Genomic DNA, 20,937 nt, shown 5'->3' on the forward strand with positions numbered 1-20,937 from the left:
CCCTAATCAATCAGAAAAATTGTAAATTTTTGCCCTGATTATTCTGGTAAACTATACTCAGGAATCAGTGGTAAACATTGCTTCGGAATCGGTGGTAAACATTGGGTCGGAACAGTGGTAAACTTTGGGTCGGAATATCCAGAAAGCTTTCCCGAAGGTAACGGAGAACATAGAAAACAATGATAAAGAATCATTTTTTAATGAGTTAAAAGAACTGGAAAAAATGCATTTCCATGCCCTGAAGCCCTATCTCCCTGAAAAGGGATTGTACGGCATCCAACTTATAACCGAGGGGTATGAGGAAACCTCCTTTATGATGTCCAATTTGATCAAGGTCTGTATCGTGGCTTTGGAAAATGAATATATCCCTACGCGAGCAGTTGCCCGACCCCACCACAATGTAAGTGAGGTGCTTGGATATATCCTAGATCTGATCCCCCATGAGGAAATGGAGTTCCTGGACACGGTCAGAAAACTGCTTTCGGAACAAAAGACAACCACAGCGCAATAAATCCATTCACATGAAATCAAAGAAGAAAAGGTTAAGGATCTTGGAGGATATCCAACAGCTCAGGAACAATCTTTCGGGACTGTTGGGAAACAAAAAGGCCAATGACCAGAAGGGAAATTATGTGACCTTCGAGGTCAGGGACAACAACCAAAAGTAATTTCAGATCATGACAACGGTATGTCAGGAGTCTTGAATTTTTTTTCTTTTTCAGCCAAATACTCCTGTAATATGAGCGTATGAGGATTAAACTTTAATTTTGTTTGATGAATTTTCAGGATTCTGTCCAACCGAAACATTCTGTGTTTGCAGTTGGGTTAAAATTGCAGCCAGTCTTGAAATTCTCATAATGTCATTATCTTTCATTGTAGGTGTGACGTTTTATTTTTTTGGCGTTACCGCTAACGGTCTCGGCTCGTATGTTTACGAGCGTATTATCTATTATTTATACATATAGTAGTTTCACTATAATTAATAAGAGCTAGAATAGAAGGGACAGCGAGGTCTCGGCTAGATATGGAAACGCCGCACCTAGTATAGCACTCTCGCCGGATTAAATTAAGCACCTTCCATCATAATACAAAAATCTGACTTTCAAATCACTAAAACCAAATATTGCATGGCTCGAATATTCCGTTTTCGGAGGTCACAACCATCCGGTTCATCCAACTGGTGAACATTCTTTAAAGATTTACATATTTTTTAACTCAAATAGTTTTGTTTTTAGTAAGCTCATTTAACGTTTTTAACCCTTTTACCGACACCAACCTATGCAAAAACAATGAGTTTAAAAACTTAAGTACATTTTGGTTTATTTCTGGATTGACGAATCCATCCAGAAAAATAATTTTAGAAATATCATTAAAAGATTCACAAAATTCTTCTGTGTTTATATCCATTTTATAAAATCCTTCTTCTTTGCCCTTGCTGATATTTTCTATAAGAAAATGGGTTATTATAGTGTTTTTGTGTTTTATAACTTCTAAGAAAATTGTTGGGTAGTATTTTTTTAATTCCTTACCAAAGGAAGCAGATATCTTAAAGGAAAGCTCTTTTATATAGTCAAAAAAAAGTATTAATTCTTTTAATGCGTTCTCGCTTACTTGTTTATTTTTAAAAATTTCTTCTTTTAGTTCTTTTAGCTGCACTCCTATAACTTGATGTACTAAATCATCTTTATTTTCAAAATATTTATAAATTGTTTTTTTAGATACTCCACATTTTTTTGCAATATCATCCATTGAGATATTTTGAATTCCATAATTGAAAAACATATTGGCAGACCGTTCTAAAATGATATTTTTACTATTGTTTCGCATAATGAAAATTTAAAAAACGGATATTTTTTACCATTGTATGTGCTTTTAAGGTTACTCTGTATTTATTTAAAATCTCCAATTACTTTTTTATAATTGGCTTTACTTATTCTATGATTCGCCTTAGCATCGCTAACGTCTGAATGGGCTTTCTGCCAAAGTACCTGGGCTTCTAAAACATCTTTTCCGGTTACGGTTCCTGCATCGAATCTATCTTGATTTAATCTTAAATTTTCGTCGGCTTGTTGCAATGATTCTGTGGAGATGTCAACTTTTTGTATGGACTGTTGAAGCTCTAAATAGGCATTTTGAATTTGAAGTGCCACCAATTCTTCTGTCTCTTCCAATTCTAATTTTTGTGCTTCAATTTTGAAGTCTTGCTCCTTCACTTTTTGCTTTCTGCTTCCCCAATCAAATATGGGTATATTGACATTCAACAAGCCGTAATAAGAGGTCAAATCATCACTTCCGTCCGTGAAATTAACTTGTTTACCGTTGGCATAGACTCCACTTACATTCAGTCCAATTGTCGGCTTTCTGTCTGCTTCTAAAACTTTAGATTGTAATTCTTCAATTTCAATAGCGCTTTTAAGCATTTTTACTTCGGGTCTATTCACAATAGCCATTGATGGCGACACCTCTTCCAATAAAACAACATCATTACCAATAGTATCTTTTACAAAAAAATCGATGTTGGACATACCGGTTAATTGTGCCATCTTAAGCTTTAGCAGTTTTAGCCCATCGTTTGCCTTTGTTAAATCCAGTTCTGCTTGGTTCAGTTGCACTTGAACACGCAAAACATCGTTCTTATATATAATGCCAGCATTGTATGAATTGGTTAAATCTTTTAATAGTTCTGTTAATAGCGCTATATATGTATTAGCCAGTTCAACTTTACTTTTTACATTTATTAGTTGCCAATACGTTGTTTCAACCTCCAAAAGCACTTCGCTATCGGTTAATTCTTTTTGTGAAGTATACAAATCCACTGCTGTAGCACTCATTTTTTTAGCCGTGTTTATTTTGCCACCTGCATAAATTACTTGGGTTACGCCTAAAGATGCATTGGCAAAAAACTCTGGTAGTAGTGTATTTAATGGGTCTCCAACATGAACTCCCATAGCACTTGCCTCCACAAAGGGTTTATTTGATGCATAAACCGATGCCTTTTTAGCCTTGCTGGCTTCAATAGTTTTATCTGCTTTTTTAATTTTTTTATTATTGGATAAGGCCATTGATTTTGCTTCTTCTATACTCAATAACCGATCTTGGGCTATGGCTTGCTGAAAAGAGGCAAAAACCAGCAAAAAAACTACCGATAGCGTATATTTATATGTACTCATAATTCATTTTATTTTTTTCCAAAAGAACTATAGAAACTACTGCCTATTCAAAAAGGGGGATTATTTGATTAGATTAATTGCGATTAATCTTTTTAAACAGTAGCTCTATAGTCTTTCTTTTTATTTCTTGATTCGTTTTTTTAGTTTATGCTTCATCACTTCCAATTTGCGAAGTGTTCTATTTTTCTTTTTAGGCTTATACAAAATGGGTTCAAATACTTCTGCATTAGGATGAGGGTGTGCTTCATCTGGTTGTGGGTTGACAAATTTGTAATAAAGGATGGGCACTATAAATAAGGTCAACACCATGGAAACTATTAAACCAACGGCTAGCACACTTCCCAAAGGTGCCCATAATGGTGATTTGCCTATAATCATAGGTACAACGCCTATTGCTGCTGCTGCAGATGTTAAAAAGATGGGACGCATTCGTCTTTTACCTGATGCTTTAGCTGCTGCTTTTACGGTATAACCATGTACCAACACCAACTCATCTGCATAATCCACCAAAATAATTCCGTTTCTCACTACAATCCCTATGAGACTGATAATTCCCATAAATGCTGTAAAACCAATGGGGTTACCTGTAAATAATAGCCCTAAGAACGCTCCTAATAAACTCAATGGAAATGTTGCCAGCACAATCAATACTTTGGTAAAATCTTTAAATTGAAATAAGAGCACTAAAAAGATGAGTATTAAACTTATGCCCAAAGAAGCCATCATATGGGGTGCGGTTTCATTGGTACTTTCATACTCCCCTCCATAGTTAATTGAAATTCCATCTGGCAATGCCAATGCATCAATTTGAGGCATGATTTCATTTTGTATGGTAGCTGCCTTTATACCCAATTGAGCTTCTGTGCGAACTGTTAATGTCCTTAAGCCATTTCTATGTGTTATGGCTCCTGTATGCCATTCAGGAGTAATGTCTGCCACCTCTTTTAAAGTCACTTTTGTCCCAAATACCGTAGGTATGTTTAAAGCTGCCAAATCGTTAAAATTCTCCCGATTTTCTGCGTCCAAACGCAAGAGAATATCTATAGCTTTATCTCCTTCATATAATGTAGATACAGGATACCCTTTTAAGCCCGCTCCCAAAGTTTGAGAAACCATAGCATTTGTTACTCCTAAACGATTTGCCTTATCGTCGTTTAGATTTACTTTTACGCCATAATAATCATCTTGATAGGATGTTCTTACCCAATTTGTGCCGGGCGTCTTTTCTAAAATTGTTGTTACTTGCTCCGCTACTTGTTTTTGCTTGTTTAAATCCGCACCCACAATTCTTACTTCAATAGGTGCAGGGGTGTCTTTCATGGACAGTTGTCTTATACGTATATAACCATCCGGAACAAAGCCCTCGAATTTTTTAATGTACGCATCTACCAATTCTTGTGTAGCTTCTTTACCGCTTGTGGTTATAAATATTTGGGCAAAGTTTTTTCGGGGAAATTCTGGCGCATACGTAGAATGAAATCTTGGGGAACTGGTACCCACAAAACTTGCCACACCTAAAACCCTTTCGTCTTTTTCTATTTCATTCTCAAGACGTTTTACTACATCTTCAGTTTGATTTAAATTTCCTCCATTAGGTAACCAAACTTCTATATTAAACTGGTTTCTTTCGGTATTGGGGAACAATTCCTGGTCCAAGCCCATGGCTACTATAATTGCCAATACCACCGATAAAAAACCAATAAATAAGGTGGCCTTTGGCCATTTAAAACTATAATCTAAAGCATTGTTAAATACATGTTGTAACCTGTCTAACATGCTTTTTTTATTTCCATCACTTACCTTATGTTTTAATCCTTTTTTAATAAAGACATAACACATATAGGGCGTTAGCAATAAGGCGACTAACAATGATGCAAATAGCGCAACTGCTACAGCTATGGGTAAGGCTTGTATAAACTCTTTAGCTAAGCCATTTAAGAAAAAAGCCAAGGGTAAAAAAGCAAAAATAATGGCCATTGTTGCGGTAAAAATTGGCACCATTAATTGTGTGGCACTTTGCCAGGCAGCTGTCCATCGGTCTTCTCCCTCATCCAATTTTTCTATATAATTATCTACAACTACAATGGCATTATCTACCACCATACCCAATACTATGATTAAAGCCGCCAATGTTACCTGATGAATTTCTGTACCAATAACATTTAAAGCTCCAAATGTTATAACAATAGCTATAGGGCATGCCACCGCAGAAACTATCGCTACCCTAAATGGCAACAATAGAATGACTACAATAATTACGGCCACGATTGCTATAACAAATTCCAGCATGAAGTGGCTAATACTCCCTTTTACCACGGTAGGCTGATCTACAATGGTAGCCACCTGGACATCTTGGGGTAATTGCTTTTTTACTTCATCGATTTTTTCTGATATTTTCTCTCCAAATTGAACGATGTTATTACCTGGTTGCATCTCTACCGTCAGCATCATTACTTTTTGATCACCTACTTTTATATAGCTTGACACTTCCTCGTAACGACGTTCAATAGATGCCACATCTTTTAAGCGAACTACTTTACCATCTGGACTGCTGTATACAATTTGATTGCCTAAATCAGCTTCATTCTTATATTGATTTTTTGCAAAAACAGATACTTCAGCATTTTCTAACGTAATTCCTCCTGAATAACCGGTATTATTTTGCCCTTGGATAACTTGGGCAATCGTTGAAAAATCGAAACCGTACTGTTTCATTTTTTCATCTTGAACCGTTACATAAATTTGTTGTTTTTGACCCCCGTAGCGCTTTATTTTTGAGGTTTCGTTAATTGTTTTTAAACCATCTTCTAATTCATCCAAATAGGTTTCAATTTCCGCATAACTACGTCCAGGTGCGGAAACGGTTATCATTTGTGCAACCACATCACCAAAGTCACTATTAACAATAGGACCTATCATACCTTGTGGCAAGGTGTAATTTTGCCTAAATGTAGTATTTAAACCATGTTGTAAAGTCGCCCAAAAACCATCAGTATCTTTTACATTTTCATTTAATTCTACCGTAATAACAACTTGTCCTTCTTTGGTTTCCGAGATTGTTTTTTCCTTTCTAACCTCCTCAAAACCAAATAAAAACTGCTCTATCTGATTGGTTAATTGTTGTTCTACCTGTAACTCATCTGCACCAGGATATGCGGCTATTACCAAACCTTTACGAACGGTAATTAACGGGTCTTCACTTCGAGCCATAGTAGCCAAAGAATATATCCCCAAAATCATTAACAATAGGGTAAGTACAATGGTTACCTGACGGTATTTCATTGCAGCCTCTATAAAGTTTATTTTTACTTTTTTCATCATCTTATTCAGTTCTTTTATAGAGACACTGTTTGCCCGTCTTTTAAATTTTTGTTTCCTGCAATTACAACGGCATCACCAATTGACAAGCCATTGGTTACGATGACTTCATTTCCTTTAAAACTCCCTAGGGATACTCTTTTTTTAATGGCTTTATTTTCTTTGACGACAAATACATACAGGATATCGTTGGCATCTCTTACCACACTTTCTGAAGGAACTGTAATAACATTTACGGTGTTACCGGTATTGATTTTTAGTTTACTAATCATTCCCGGTAATAGTTTATCGTCTTTATTGTCAAGACGAACTTTTACATTAAAAGTTCTGGTTATAGCATCTGCACTTGGATTTATAATAGCTACTTTACCATTGAAAGTTTCATTTAATGAAGCGATTTCAACCTCAGCATCTGTACCCATTTTAAGTTTGGATATTTCAGATTCAGCAATAGAGGCCTTAGCATATACTTTATCTGTTTTCATTACCGTAAAAGCAGGAACGCCAGGGGCTGCCGTGGCTCCCATTTCTGTCATTTTAGCTGTAATAATCCCAGAGAAAGGGGCGTAAAGCTTAGTGTCTGTTAAATTTTTTGCGGCTAAATTTTTGTTTGCGTTAGCTTGAGCTACAGCTACTTTAACCGCAATAAAATCGCGTTCGGGCAAACTACCTTTTTCATATAAACCACTTAATCTTTTGAAGTTGTCATTTGCTTGTTCCAAGCCGGCATTTGCTATATCGAATGCATTTTTATAGGTAGTTTGGTCTATAGATGCCAGTAACTGCCCTCTTTTTACTTTTTGCCCTTCTTGAACATTAACTTTTGAAATCCTGCCCGGAACGGAGAAGCCCAAAGACACGGTATTGTCCGCTTCAATGGTTCCACTATAGGTTAGGGATTCCTTTTCTTCTGTTGCCTTAATTTTTTTAACAGTGACCTTTGGAATCGCAACTTCTTTTACAGTTTCCTTTTTTTCTGAACAACCTATTACTAATAAAGCCAAAGTTGTTAAGGTGATAATTTGCTTCATATTTACTGCTATAATTTTATAATAATAGGGGACAAAATTCCTACTATTGCTATAATTACAACAGGTCTACAAAAGGAAAGTATTGGTCAAAATCGGTTATTTTATAGTAAAAAAACAAGAAAAAAGCTAAAAGATATGGGCTATAAAGTATGTTTATTGGTCTAAACCTAACTTTTTAAACTTAATTTTCCTGAACTTTGAAGGCGAATGACCAGTATGCTTTTTGAAATATTTACCAAAGAAGGATTGGTCGCTGAATTGAAGTTCGTCCGCAACTTCTGAAATGGACAGGGTTTGATTTTTTAAGAGTAGTTTGGACTCCATTATTACTGCCTCATCAATTAACTGTCCTGCTGTTTTTTTTGAAACAGTTTTTAAAACCTTAGATAAATATCCAGGTGTTAAACATAAAATATCCGCGTAAAATTGAACCGTTCGTTCTTGCTTAAAATTTTCGTTTAACAGTTTCAAAAAACGAAGGGCCAGCTTTTCTTGCCTGGTTAAATCTGCCTCTAAATTAGGAAACTTGATCTTTAACAATGAAGCATATTGATACACTAATAAGTTAAAACAGTGCGTTATTATTTCACTATTATATGGGTTGTTTTTTCCAAGTCGATTATTTTTTCTTTCCAAAAATTTTGAAACAGAAATAAACGTTTGTAAATCCTCCTTGGACAATTTTAATTTAGGAATACTATTGGCTGTAAAAATATCTAAAGTATCAATGTCATTTTTACCAATAGCGCCTCTCAACACAAAATCAACATTAAAATTAATGATGACGATTTCAAGGTTTTTACTCATTTCTTGAACATGAGTGACCGTTTGTGGATTTACGACTATTATCTCAGCATTTTTTATAGTATATCCCAATAAATTAAATTGGATTTTCAAACTTCCTTTAACCACCAATAAAAAAGCATACGAATTTCCTCTAAAAGGATAACTTATAGGGATTTCTTTAAACTTATTTTTTGATAAATGAACATGTAATCCATTTTCTTCCTGTGGTATATCTCCAATGATTCCCACCAAGTCATCTATTGTAAGGGTTTTTATTGAAGATTGTGGATTCATTTTAAGTGGGTTTTGTAACCAAATATAGGGTATTACTTTAGTTTGATTTAGAACGAATCTTTTAATACTGTGTGAAAAGGGGAATCATATTATTTTATACATTTACATAGTGGAAACGCCGGACCTACTATATTACTCTCCCCGGATAAATTGAGCACCTTCTATCACAACACAAAAATCTGAATTTCAAATCATTACCACCAAATATTGAATGGCTCAAATTTTCGCTTTTTGGTGGCCTCAACCATCCGGCTCATCCAGGAATGTCACAGTATAGGAGTATGAAAAAAAAGTGTGTTTGTTCCCAATTTGATATCAACATCCTCTGGATCGCTACCAAAAAGATTACTCCATTCCGTTAAATTGGTTGTTTCCCTACAAGAAGCCATTGTGTTTTGGTCATGGAAGGCGGCGCCCTGTCAGGCGCTCTTTTGTGGAAAGGGAAAAAGAATAAAGGATCGGAAATCTCTTAGGATTTCCAATGTTCCTAATCGTATAATCTCAATTACTTAATATTGAATTACATTTGGGTATCATGTTCTTGGGCCATTTTAACCCTTGAAAAAAAAGGATATGCAGCGGTCAGGATGGGATTTAGGTGTCAATACGGTGCAGGGCTAAGTACAAATGTATGATCATTTATATAATCATGTGCTCCAAGGAAAGCATGAGGACCTCATATCAAAAGAGGTCTTTCTTAAACTCCATAATTTACTTCACGTGGGTGAATCTCTCAGAAGGTATTCTTTTGAGGATGAAAACCTGCCAATGAAAATGTTTGTAAGGTCTTCGGTCTGTGGAACACCTTATACTGGATTTACCGTGAGGAAAAATATAAGAACAGATGTAAGGGCAGCAAGGAAAACAAGAGTTTCAAAAAGCTCCATGAAGAGTTTTTGAATTTGTTGGGCAATTATACCTTAGCTGACAAAAGTATATCGAACCCCTGACGGATATTATCCACGACACATTGATCGATAAAAACCAAGAAACACTCCAGGACCAAAAGCGGTTGACCTGTGAATTGGCAAAGCTCGAAGAACAGATAAACACTTTGGAAAGAAGGTATGTGGTACTGAACAAGATTACAAGGTAACAGTACGACCTTTTTATGCCGGAACTTAAGACAAAGCAAAGGGAATTGGAGGCAAGATTGAGCAATGAGGGAATAAATAGTTCAAACTTCAAAAAATCGGTGAAAATGACGCTTGATTATGCTTGTAACTTACGGTAATTGTGTAAGTTAGGGGATTTGGAAACTTAACGGGTCATCCAATATATGGTCTTCCCAGACGGATTTAGGTATGATTTCAAAAATAAGCTGGTTCAAACTTTTCGGGTCAATGAGATATTTGGTGCAATCCGTTCGTTTTCAGGCAATTTGAAGGAAATAAAAAAATGGGACTCCCTACTCGATTTGTAGAAAATACCATTTAGTGACCTCGACAGTATTTAAACCTACTTCCTCAATCACCCTATTTTATGGGTTTTAACCTTGCTTTAAAAATCTGTTGACCGAATTTTTGACGGTCCATTTGATTGCAAATGATACCATTAGACTTTCAAAGAATAAAAATAATGAATCTACTATACTTTTCCTATAACCCGCTCAGCACATTCCCTTCCATTTCGTTGTACTTCATTCCAGGAAAAGAGCTTCACTAAAAATCTTAGACACAATCCCCGTTTTTAGCTTTCCATTCCGCTAGCCCTTCCCGCCCTGAAAAATCTCAGACTGGGAAGGAACGCTTCATTTTCGAGCTAAAAAGAGGATTGAGTCCGCTTCCCAACGGAAAACCGAAGCACTGTCTTACACATTTTAAGGGGTTTATAATGGATAAAGCCTTTGTTGCTTTTCGGGGCATCGAAAAGCAGGCAGGACATAACCAATTCTAATTTAAACCCTATTTGCCGCACGCGCTTAACTTCCCGTACGCTTCCTTGCAAATGGTCTAAAAGAATTGTTAATGCCCCTATGGAACTTGTCAAGACCAAGACAGGTTCTGGCAAAAAACAAGGTTTCTACTTCCTTGAAATCCCAAGGGATTTACTACGTCGCAGACACTCCTGATTTTTCACCGAAAGTCTTGACAAAACCCACTTTATCCATTGTGCTACGCACGAATGAAATCAAACAAACACCCCTTAAAATTTAATCACAATTGAAAAGGGAAATTATTAATCTTTTAAATCTTTAAGTTATGAGTACTATTAAAAATCATGTACAGTTAATCGGGAACGTTGGACAAGAACCGACCATTACGAACCTTGAAAGCGGAAAGAAAGTAGCTCGCTTTTCATTGGCGACCAATGAGTATTACAAGGATGGCAAAGGCGAAAAGCAAACGGACACCAATTGGCATACCATTGTCGCTTGGGGAAAGACCGCCGAAATTGTTGAAAAATATGTCGAAAAAGGCAAGGAAGTGGGCATCATGGGGAAATTGAAAACTAGAACCTACACCACCGATGATGGCAACCAACGCTACGTAACCGAAGTGGTAGCCGATGAAGTCCTATTGTTGGGAAGCAAAGGCGACAAGTAACATCAAAAAAGAAAGAGGGCACTTAAACCAGTTTTCAATTAGTGTGTGCCCTCTTTTCATTATCCAAATATAAAATTTTAGAACAATGAACACATAAGTTAACAAAATCCAAGCGGAACTGCGATACTTTACGGGAACGGAAATGTACTATTTCATTCCGCTATTAAGAACCCGATACACGGACGGGCTGAAATATTTGGCGAGCGTGGCGGACTGCTATTGGTTGATTACCGATGCATCCGTGATTGCCAAAAGTTTGAAGCACCGAAGCCGATGGGTAACCATAGACTTCAAACGCTTGTCAATGGAAAAACAGGAAACTTCAGGCTATGAAGCCGAAATCACTTACAGCGATGGAAATGACAACGTATTGGAAAGGCACGGTTATGGCGTTACCGATTTTCCGTTGGACGAACTGCGGTTGTTCTTCGTAAACGATACGCTGATGTTACCAAGCCTTTAGATTAGATTCTTTATTAAATACCATTGTTCATGATGTTGAAAAGAGGGGGTCTGGGGGAGACTCACAACTTCCTTTTTTGTGGATAACTTTGGTAGTAATCAAAAAGAGAATGGGGTGAACTTTTTGCCAAACTAGTCCATTAGGGCCTTGATTAGTATTAGTCCCCATTCTCTCTTAACACGGTTACAAGGACCATATAGAATTTTAGGAACCTCCTGTTAAAGGTTTTAGTCAACGTAACCATTCAAAACAATATAAAGAGTTATGGAAATCAAAGAGACCATTGGCATCGATGTCAGCAAATCGACATTGGATGCCCACATCCATTCCACAGGTGACAGGAATAGATTTGAAAACAACCCCAACGGATTTAAGAAATTGGTGGCCTGGGCGTATAAGAGGAGCCGGTTCCAAAAAGAGAATGTCCTGTTTGTTTTTGAGCATACCGGGTTATATTCCCGTGGCCTTTCCGGTTTTTTTGGGGAAAGGAAACTGCCCTGTCATATAGTTGCAGGGCTGGAAATCAAACGCTCATTGGGGATTGCCCGAGGAAAGAACGACCAAGTCGATGCAAGGCGGATTGCTCTCTATGCATATCGCCTGAGAGAGGAAATCCAACCTTCAAAGGTCGCCGATGTGCAGATCAGAAAATTAAGGACGATGTTCTCATTGCGATCAAAGCTGATCAAGCAAAGGGCCGGCTACAAGACGACACTAAAGGAGCAGAAAAGGATCCTCAATGGCAAGGACTACAACATAATCTTCGAAATACAGAACAAAATGCTGGACACCCTTACAGGTGAGATTCATAAATTGGAGCGGATGATGATGGAAATCATCAAAGAGGACAAAGGGCTCAGTGACCTGTTCAAATTGGTTACGAGCGTCAAAGGTGTTGGACCAATGACCGCTATGTTGGTGATCATTTACACCAATAGGTTCACAAAGTTCCACACCTGGAGAAAGTTCGCATCCTATTGTGGAGTGGCCCCATTTCCACATCAATCGGGAACAAGTATCAAGGGACGTTCCAAGGTATCGCATTTTGCCAACAAGGAACTTAAGGCCATACTGAACATGTGCGCAGCCTCCGCAATACAGTACAATCCAGAAATGAAACGCTACTATGAAAGAAGGACAGAAGAGGGGAAAAACAAAATGAGTACGTTGAATGTAGTAAGAAACAAACTGATAGCCCGTGTTTTCGCGGTGGTCAATCGGGGGACCCCATACATCAGCGTTTACAGACAAGCCTCCTAACCATTATTTTTTCCTTCAATATCACCCCCCGCAAATGGACGGGGTGTATTGATAGGGAAAAATAATCCATAAAAACTTCCAGCTTTTATTTGGAAAACTCATAGAATACTAATATTAAAATTGGGATGTTATGATTTATCTGAATTTTACCGATTTGAGCGAAGAGACCCAAGAGCGGTTGCTTGCCGATTCCAAGGAAGATGTGAAAAGGAAATACGGCAAGGATTTGATGGACTACGCCACCAAGCACCATACCAATTTGGACAGGATGCTTGACGAGGAAGCCATACGGAACCTCTATTCCTATACCTTTGTATTCAATATTTGAAACACCAAATAACACCAAACAAGCCCTTATTAAATGAGGGCTTTTTCTATGCCCAAAAGGTTGAAAACAGTATCTTTACTTCGCTGAAATTCAGCACCAAAATTTTAAACGGGATTATCCAATTTTTGACTTTCGCCGATAATCCTGTACATCGAAAAATAGCATATCGGAAAATTATTTTCCCTGAAATGGCAATCTGGGCAGGAAGCAGATTGTATGGAATTTTGTCCCGCGAGCGGGACGAAATGGAATAGCAAGAGGGTGATGCGCAAATTGCGCCATCACGTTTGTTTTCGGGTCTTCAACAAGTTGAAAACCAGTGAATTGAACAGATTTTGAAATACTGTACAAAATCTGGGGCTACAGTAGACTTTTCCGAAATCTACAGTAAATGCCCTCGGAGGCCCAATAAACACTGGAAATTTTTGACGAAAAAATTGACGCAATTTGACGAAAAAACAAAATCGCACCTATGGAAAAGCAATCAACAAATGTCAGAACAAAGAAAGGGACAGGTGGTTATTCCAATATCACCGTAAAGAAAGAAACGGCCACTCGTTTTCGGAGCTATTCCAAAAGGTTCAGCAAATCGCATAGTGAGGTATTGGATGGAATGATGCAATACTTCAAGGAGAACAACCTTGACCCTTTTGGAGAGGGAACAAAGATTGTCCTTGACAGTATCAAAAAGTTGGAGCGTCAGATGATGAAAAAATTCGATAGGCTCATCGCCATTATCAAGAACATGGAGAAGACCAGTATCCGGCCCACCTATGAAATGGTACTCATTCTTTACGAGGCCTATGTAAAAGATGGGAGGAAGCCGAGACGGGAACCAGTCCAGATTCAGGAAGAGCGAATGGATTTTTTGGAGCCTAGAAACACCGTTCCAAAAGTGGATCACGAGAGAATGCTGCAAGAATTCAAAGAATATAAAAAGCACTGCAATGAAATCCTCCAAAATGTGGAGAAGGTTGAGCCAATGATGGGAAAGCCCTATTTAAAAATCAATATGGGTATCGGGGATTTTGAAAGCCTGAAATATCAATTAAGATAACGGCCATGTACCTTACCATCTCAGCACAGAAAATGGGCAGTACCTATAACTCCAGTGTAGGGAACTATGTGGACTATCTGGAAAAGGAAAACGAGGACAGGTTGCCCGAACAGAGGGAGGAATTCTTTGACCAAGAAAATGATAGCGTAAGCCCTCAAACGGTCATCGAGGAAATAGATGCCAATACGGCCAAATTAAGACAGAAAGACCCGAAATTCTATTCCATAGTCGTCAGTCCCAATAAAAGGGAGTTACAGGCCATCGGCAATGACCCAAATATGCTAAGGGAATATACAAGGAAACTCATGGAGGATTATGCCAAGAGTTTCCATCGCAACCAGGAGGTCAAGGCCGAGAACCTGAAATATTATGCCAAGATAGAGCATGAGCGCACCTATCGGGGATTTGACAAACAGGTTCAGGAGAATGCACCGTACCGAGGGGAAATAGCAAGGCTCAGGAACGAGATACGGAAAGTGGAACGGGGCGAATCCATCGGGAATGTCAAAGAGCTTGAAAAGAGGATTGCAGAGCAAACAAGAATGGCCCCACACAAACAGAACGGGCAATTGGTGGCCGCAGGGATGCAAAAAGAGGGGCCACAGACCCATATCCATATCATTGTCAGCAGAAGGGATGTGACGAACACCTATACCCTTTCCCCCATGGCCAAGCACAAGGCCTCGGAAGTAGAGCTGAACGGAAAGACGGTCAAAAGGGGATTTGATCGGGACAGTTTTTACCAAGCAGCCGAAAAGACTTTTGATAAAACAACGGGCTTCAAAAGGAACTATGTGGAATCCTATGTTGGGAGAAAGGCCCATGCCAAAGAACCTGGGAAGTTCTTTGCCAAGGTTATGGGATTGCCCACCAAGGAAAAGCACATGGCCTTCAAGCTACTTAAAACGATGGGTGTCAAAGCTCCCAGTATTCCGACCAATAAGGTACAAATAGCTGCCAAGATCATCAAAGCTCTAGGTAGGGGTGTTGATAAGGCAAGGGGCACAGGTGAGGACATGGGCTACTGAGAACAAAAAAGTAGGTTGCGCCCTATCGTGTTTTTGCTTCACGCTTATCTACCGGAATCACTACAAAAACCCGATAGGATCCATGCGCAAAAGTAGAAGGTAAGATTTGGGGTTCTTGTTCTTATATTTTCAAACAGTTCGATTTTAAGGGGAGCTTACAAATGAACTATAGCCGGTGTGCCTGTTGCACAAGTTAGCGAAAAAAACCCGTGATGATCATTGCCGATCCGGGAATGGATCGTAACTTGGGGTATGCAGGGAAAAAAGGATTACCAAGAAAAGCTGTTCGCCCGGTTCCAGCTCAGCGAACGCATCCCCAAGGACAATTTTTACAGGAGATTAAAGGGTGCGTTGGACCTGGATTTTCTATATCCGCTCACCAAGGAATATTATGGGCAAAGCGGTCAGAAGAGCATCGACCCGGTGGTTTTTTTCAAGCTTTGTCTGGTGGGCTATCTGGAGAACATCATCAGCGACCGCCATCTCATCGCGCATTGTTCAATGCGGTTGGACATCCTATTTTTCATAGGTTACGATATCGACGAGGAGCTGCCATGGCACAGTACGATAAGCAGGACACGCCAACTCTTTCCGGAAGCGGTGTTCGAGGAAGTGTTCACCAAGGTGCTGTCCATGTGCGTTGAACGGGGAATGGTCAGCGGCCATACCCAGGCCATCGATTCTGCGCCGGTAAAGGCCAATGCCAGTATGGACACCCTGGAGCTGAAGGTACCCGAAGAGGAATTGGAGTCCCACTTGCGCAAGGTTCGCCACATCAGTGCCATGGACAGGGAAAAGCCGCACCGAAAGAGCAAGGGGGACAGGTCTGACAAGGGCCAGCGGGGTATTGCCGCCAACAGGCAGGAACTCGGCGCCATCTCATCACGCAACAAGAAGTGGGCGAAGGACCAGGACCAACGTCCGGGGGCGGGGAACAAGGGTTCTAAATATACCAGCAACAAGACCCATTACAGTCCCACCGACCCCGATGCAAGGATAAGCGTCAAGCCCGGGAAGGCGAGAAAGCTGAACTACCTGGGCCAACTGAGCGTTGATACGGCCCACCACGTGATAACGGACATCAGGGCGTACCATGCCGATGGGAAGGACAACCAGCAGCTGCCCGATATCGTAAAGCGCTTGCAAAGGAGGTTGTGGAAACAGGGGCTGGTCTGGGAGAACTGTGTGGCCGATACAGGTTACAGTAGCGGTGAGAACTATGCCTTTCTGGAGGGGATGGGACTGAAAAGCTTCATTCCCCCGCACGGTACCTACAAGGGCAGGCCAACGGGCTTCGAGTATATTGAAACGTCGGACCACTACATTTGCCCCCAAGGGAAGGTGATACCTTTCACCAAGGAGTTCAACGATTACCGTACGGGGACCAAGAAGAAGGAGTACCGGGCCAGCAAGAAGGTCTGTACGGGCTGCCCGATCAGGGAACAGTGCCTGGGCAGGAGCGCACAGGAAAAGAAGTTCAGCGTCACCTACTTTAGGGCGGAGTACGAGCGCAACATCCAAAGGGTGGAAAGTCCACAGGGCAGGTACATGAAGGGCAAGCGACAGAGCACCGTGGAACCGGTATTCGGTACCTTGACCCAGTTCATGGGGCTCAGAAAAATAAACACAATAGGGCTCGCACAGGCCAACAAGGTGATGCACCTCTCAGCGATGGCCTATAATCTCAAGAAATATCTGAAGTTCGAACAAAAACGGTTGAAAAGTGGCGTGGGAACGTCCGCCTTGACCATTTTGGTAAAAAGTGCGTTCCAAAAGCTGTTTTGGGCCCTTCATGGCCCGGAAAAACAATGCTCCATAGGTTGGCTTAAAAATAAAAAGCCCCTTAAAAGGGCTTATTTGAAGTCTGTTTTTCTGAAATCAGAGGCTTGTGCAACGGTTACCGGTGTTACCAGCTGGTTTTTATTCAATTTTTCTATAATATGTTTTTTCTTGTCCTAAAAATCCAACTTCTGGCTCAAAAGTCAGAGGATATAATTTTCTCCCTTTAAGAACTAAAGTCTTTGTCATCCAATCCAATATTGCAATGTCTCCAGTCTCTTCACTTTCTGAAGCAAAAATCTCAATATAATTTTTATCCGTTTCTGGTCTGAAAATAGAATCGGTCAGTTTTAGAAAATCATCTCCAATTTCCATTTTTAAAATATCCTTAATTTCAATTTTTTCAATTTTAGCTCTTGGAATAGTTAGAACTCCGTTTTCGTTAGTCTTAATGAATTCTCCATTATTAATAGACACATACCAATCCCAATTTTCTATGTCAGTTTTTCCTTTTTCAGCCAATCGTTGAAATTTTATCTCAATTTTTGTCGAATCAGAATTTTTGTATTCTTTCTCGATGATTTTAGACTTTGCAGAGTACAGAACTTTATTAGGATTTAATTTTAGAGTATCTCCAATTTTTTTATACGTACCAGTTAATGTTCCAGTACCTAAAATGTCCTGATGATATTGATATTCAAAAGTTCCATTTTTATTGAATTTATATACAAAGCAATTCGGTCCAAATTCACAAATATTGTGCTTGAACTTTCCATCAATTTGAGCGATTGAACTCAATGACAGTAATAATATCAATATTTGTAGTACTGTTTTTTTCAACTTGCTGGTAACGTGTTTGTGTATGGTTAGTGGCGGATTTTGAAGCACTTAACTTTCGGTTTAACACTTGGGTTACTAAATGCTAAAACCTTGAATTACAGCATTAAACCGCCATTAACTATACACTTTGTTAGCAGAAGTATTATTCTACATCTATAATTATCTTCATTGCTTTTTCTCTAGAAGCATTCAAAAACACATCATAAGCCTTTTCAATTTCGAAAAGTTTATAATGATGCGTAATCAATTTTTTTACAGGTAACTTATTGGTTGCAACTGCTTTGATAAGCATTGGGGTGGTGTTTGTATTGACAAGCCCAGTGGTTATCGTAAGGTTTTTTATCCAAAGTTCTTGAATTTCAAAATCTACTTTTGCTCCATGGACTCCCACATTAGCAATGTTTCCTCCTGGTTTTACTATTTTTTGGCATATATTCCAAGTGGGTGGAATACCTACCGCTTCAATAGCCACATCAACACCATCTTCTCCTACAATTTTCTTCAGTTCTTCTAAAACGTTTTGACTATCCGAATTAATAACATGGGTAGCTCCTAATTCCTTAGCCATTTCTAATCTATTATCATCCAAATCAATCATAATAATGATCGCAGGAGAATAAAACTGAGCTGTTAAAAGAGCAGACATTCCCACAGGTCCTGCACCAACAATTGCGATAGCGTCACCTGGTTTTACATTTCCGTACTGAACGCCTATTTCGTGTCCTGTTGGTAAAATGTCGCTTATCATTACCGCTACTTCATCATTGATAGTATCAGGTATTTTGTAAAGGCTATTGTCTGCATGTGGAATTCTTACATATTCAGCCTGTACACCATCTATCATGTGTCCTAAAATCCATCCGCCATCTTTACAATGCGAGTAGAGTTGTTTTTTACAGTATTCGCATGATCCACAAGAAGATATACAGGAAATGATAACTTTATCTCCCACTTTGAATTGACTTACGCTGCTTCCTACTTCCTCTATAATTCCGACACCTTCGTGTCCAAGAGTAATTCCGTCTTGCATATAAAGGTTTTTACCCTTATAAATTCCGAGGTCCGTACCACAAATGGTGGTCTTCGTAACTCGTACAATTACATCGGATGGCTTAATAATAGAAGGTTTTGCTTTTTCTTCTAAAGCGATATTGTGATCGCCATGATAAACTAATGCTTTCATAAAATTTGATTTTGAAATTAATATACTTAAGTTTAATATTTCTGTTAACTTGATTATATGCTGAACTTTGTTGTGTATATACCGCCAATTTGGTTGGCTATGCCCAAGTTCTGCAAATTATTTTTCAGTATAGTTGCCATATTTTATTTTCTCGGTATGCAATATAAAGATAATTAAAGGTCATCAAATGGGTTGTTGATATTTTTGATACTATTCTCGGTTACATGAGTATAGATCATGGTGGTCTTAGGATTATTGTGCCCCAAAAGTTCTTGGATATAACGGATATCGGTTCCACTTTCCAATAAATGTGTAGCAAAACTGTGCCTTAGCGTGTGAAGAGTAACCTTTTTCCGTACTCCCGCACTCATGACAGCTTTTTTTAAAACGCTTTGTGCACTGCTGGCACTATATTTTAATTCTTTTTGACCTTCAAACAAATATTCTTTAGGCCTGAACTGTTTGTAATACTCCCGAAGAATCTCAAGAAAACTGCCTGAAAGTAATGTGTATCTATCTTTTTTTCCTTTTCCGCCCTTTATGTGTATCAACATTCTACTACTGTCAACATCATCAATTCTGAGATTGATAGCTTCACCTATTCTTAGTCCTCCAGAGTAGATGAGGGACAAAAGTGTTTTATGTTTTAGGTTGTGGGTGGCATCGATGATGGACCTTACCTCCCCCTTGCTCAGGACAACAGGAAGTTTTTTCTCTTTCTTTGGTCTGGTTAGGTTTAACGAACCAATATCGATGCCCTTGAACAAAAAATACTTCTTTATGCCGTTGATGCATTGGTTTTGATAGGATATGGATTTTCCTTCTCGTACGATGAATTCATAATTAAAGGATTCGACCAACCTTCTTGAGTGGCTTCTAGAATTTTTCAAGATGGTGTACCTGAGAAAAAAATTGGTAACCTCAACGTAGGTGTTCACAGTGTTGGGACTCAATCTCTTTTCCTCCAACCACTTCCTGAACCTATCCAAGTTTTGTTTGTTCAGAGAATCAATGGGCGGTAAATATAGTTTTACTTTCTTTTTAGGTTTATCAGTTTGCTTTTGTTTTAATTCGGTATAGTCCACATAGCAATTTATCTTGCGCATATGGTTGAATACAAGATTTAGGTTCTGGCCTGTGTTCTTGATATAGAATTTGCCGTTTGAATTGTCTCTATTCAACTCCTTTAGTTGAATAAGATGGTTTTCCAATGTTTCATTGGCATAAAAGTTAATGATAATAACATTATCCCCATTTTGTTTTCCTTGAATCAGTTTTACGGTTTTCATCTAAATTTTTTAGATTCTTGAGGGTATGCTGGGCCATTTACTGTAAATAATATGTTTCAAATTACGAAATCAATTCAAATTAAGGAGTCTTATCTTGTGAAGGATGAATGTTATTCTAAGTTTTGGACATCCTAAATACCATCACTGAAAGAATCGACCATTGTGAGGCAATCATTAAATTGTTTCTACAATTTTTGTATCTTAATGAAACTAAAAGAGAGCAAATTATATCTCCGAAGTTCTTTTCATGGTTTTGTTGTGCAATCAGGTGTGCAAAATTTAAGAATTTGATGTAAAATATTGATTAACAATATGTTGTTTGTTTGTGGCTAAGTCTGCCACCCCGACAGAAATGGTTTTTTTAGCAACAAATTAAACCATAAATTATTGAAAACCAGAAAATTAATTTTTTCTGGTTTTTTTTGTGGTGCGCCGTGCATGACGTATTACTAGGCGGTGAAAGTCCGCTATGAGGGTTGATAGCTACCTATCATTAGCCAAGGGCAAGGGTGTCCACCGCGAGGTGGAATCTGAAGGAAGCCGGCGGCAAAGTTCCGGTCCGAGG

Annotated in this window: 17 protein-coding genes and 1 pseudogene; 10 read left to right on the forward strand and 8 right to left on the reverse strand. The window is 38.7% G+C overall.

Features of this window, described 5'->3' with window-relative positions:
• Positions 1 to 124 precede the first annotated feature (124 nt).
• Both AC13CC_RS15295 and AC13CC_RS15300 read left to right on the forward strand, forming a co-directional pair.
• The gene (locus AC13CC_RS15295) at positions 125 to 511 is read left to right on the forward strand and encodes a hypothetical protein (RefSeq protein ID WP_482877509.1); all 387 of its coding nucleotides are present in this window, start codon (positions 125 to 127) and stop codon (positions 509 to 511) included.
• Between the two features lie 10 nt (positions 512 to 521).
• Positions 522 to 668, forward strand: a complete 147-nt coding sequence (locus AC13CC_RS15300; RefSeq protein WP_272652003.1) for a hypothetical protein — start codon at positions 522 to 524, stop codon at positions 666 to 668.
• Between the two features lie 547 nt (positions 669 to 1,215).
• On the opposite strand, the gene AC13CC_RS15305 is transcribed toward AC13CC_RS15300, so the two are convergent.
• The 5 genes from AC13CC_RS15305 to AC13CC_RS15325 all read right to left on the reverse strand — a co-directional run bounded on the left by AC13CC_RS15305 (position 1,216) and on the right by AC13CC_RS15325 (position 8,599).
• Positions 1,216 to 1,827: a TetR/AcrR family transcriptional regulator gene (locus AC13CC_RS15305; RefSeq protein WP_272652002.1), complete on the reverse strand. Its 612-nt coding sequence runs from the start codon at positions 1,825 to 1,827 to the stop codon at positions 1,216 to 1,218.
• 62 nt (positions 1,828 to 1,889) lie between these two features.
• Positions 1,890 to 3,170, reverse strand: a complete 1,281-nt coding sequence (locus AC13CC_RS15310; protein WP_272652001.1) for a TolC family protein — start codon at positions 3,168 to 3,170, stop codon at positions 1,890 to 1,892.
• Positions 3,171 to 3,290: 120 nt separating this feature from the next.
• Positions 3,291 to 6,491, reverse strand: a complete 3,201-nt coding sequence (locus tag AC13CC_RS15315; protein ID WP_272652000.1) for an efflux RND transporter permease subunit — start codon at positions 6,489 to 6,491, stop codon at positions 3,291 to 3,293.
• A 14-nt stretch (positions 6,492 to 6,505) separates the two neighbouring features.
• The gene (locus AC13CC_RS15320; protein WP_272651999.1) at positions 6,506 to 7,519 is read right to left on the reverse strand and encodes an efflux RND transporter periplasmic adaptor subunit; all 1,014 of its coding nucleotides are present in this window, start codon (positions 7,517 to 7,519) and stop codon (positions 6,506 to 6,508) included.
• A gap of 153 nt (positions 7,520 to 7,672) precedes the next feature.
• Positions 7,673 to 8,599 (reverse strand): helix-turn-helix domain-containing protein, encoded by a 927-nt coding sequence (locus AC13CC_RS15325; protein ID WP_272651998.1) that lies wholly within the window; start codon positions 8,597 to 8,599, stop codon positions 7,673 to 7,675.
• Positions 8,600 to 9,226: 627 nt separating this feature from the next.
• Between AC13CC_RS15325 and AC13CC_RS15330 the strand changes: the two genes are divergently transcribed.
• The 8 genes and pseudogenes from AC13CC_RS15330 to AC13CC_RS15365 all read left to right on the forward strand — a co-directional run.
• A complete protein-coding gene (locus AC13CC_RS15330) occupies positions 9,227 to 9,499 on the forward strand; it encodes a hypothetical protein (RefSeq protein WP_482878280.1) in 273 nt (90 codons plus the stop codon).
• A 1,301-nt stretch (positions 9,500 to 10,800) separates the two neighbouring features.
• The gene (locus AC13CC_RS15335) at positions 10,801 to 11,145 is read left to right on the forward strand and encodes a single-stranded DNA-binding protein (protein ID WP_272651996.1); all 345 of its coding nucleotides are present in this window, start codon (positions 10,801 to 10,803) and stop codon (positions 11,143 to 11,145) included.
• A 106-nt stretch (positions 11,146 to 11,251) separates the two neighbouring features.
• Complete coding sequence (locus tag AC13CC_RS15340) at positions 11,252 to 11,608, forward strand: DUF6876 family protein (RefSeq protein WP_482877514.1); 357 nt, start codon at positions 11,252 to 11,254, stop codon at positions 11,606 to 11,608.
• Between the two features lie 264 nt (positions 11,609 to 11,872).
• A complete protein-coding gene (locus tag AC13CC_RS15345; RefSeq protein WP_482877510.1) occupies positions 11,873 to 12,868 on the forward strand; it encodes an IS110 family RNA-guided transposase in 996 nt (331 codons plus the stop codon).
• A gap of 130 nt (positions 12,869 to 12,998) precedes the next feature.
• On the forward strand, positions 12,999 to 13,196 hold the full coding sequence (locus AC13CC_RS15350; RefSeq protein WP_272651994.1) for a hypothetical protein: 198 nt from the start codon (positions 12,999 to 13,001) through the stop codon (positions 13,194 to 13,196).
• A gap of 472 nt (positions 13,197 to 13,668) precedes the next feature.
• Positions 13,669 to 14,253: a BfmA/BtgA family mobilization protein gene (locus AC13CC_RS15355; RefSeq protein WP_482877511.1), complete on the forward strand. Its 585-nt coding sequence runs from the start codon at positions 13,669 to 13,671 to the stop codon at positions 14,251 to 14,253.
• A gap of 5 nt (positions 14,254 to 14,258) precedes the next feature.
• Positions 14,259 to 15,281 (forward strand): MobB family relaxase, encoded by a 1,023-nt coding sequence (gene mobB, locus AC13CC_RS15360; protein WP_482877512.1) that lies wholly within the window; start codon positions 14,259 to 14,261, stop codon positions 15,279 to 15,281.
• A 252-nt stretch (positions 15,282 to 15,533) separates the two neighbouring features.
• Positions 15,534 to 17,007: pseudogene (locus AC13CC_RS15365) on the forward strand (IS1182 family transposase); the annotation flags it as partial.
• A 194-nt stretch (positions 17,008 to 17,201) separates the two neighbouring features.
• Here AC13CC_RS15365 and AC13CC_RS15370 read toward each other — a convergent pair.
• From AC13CC_RS15370 to AC13CC_RS15380, 3 genes are all read right to left on the reverse strand, one after another.
• The gene (locus tag AC13CC_RS15370; protein WP_482877513.1) at positions 17,202 to 17,900 is read right to left on the reverse strand and encodes a hypothetical protein; all 699 of its coding nucleotides are present in this window, start codon (positions 17,898 to 17,900) and stop codon (positions 17,202 to 17,204) included.
• Between the two features lie 142 nt (positions 17,901 to 18,042).
• The gene (locus AC13CC_RS15375) at positions 18,043 to 19,083 is read right to left on the reverse strand and encodes a zinc-dependent alcohol dehydrogenase family protein (protein WP_168817791.1); all 1,041 of its coding nucleotides are present in this window, start codon (positions 19,081 to 19,083) and stop codon (positions 18,043 to 18,045) included.
• 173 nt (positions 19,084 to 19,256) lie between these two features.
• Complete coding sequence (locus tag AC13CC_RS15380) at positions 19,257 to 20,372, reverse strand: tyrosine-type recombinase/integrase (protein WP_127137550.1); 1,116 nt, start codon at positions 20,370 to 20,372, stop codon at positions 19,257 to 19,259.
• Positions 20,373 to 20,937 lie beyond the last annotated feature (565 nt).

It is taken from the genome of Flagellimonas sp. L-11 (assembly GCF_056857735.1).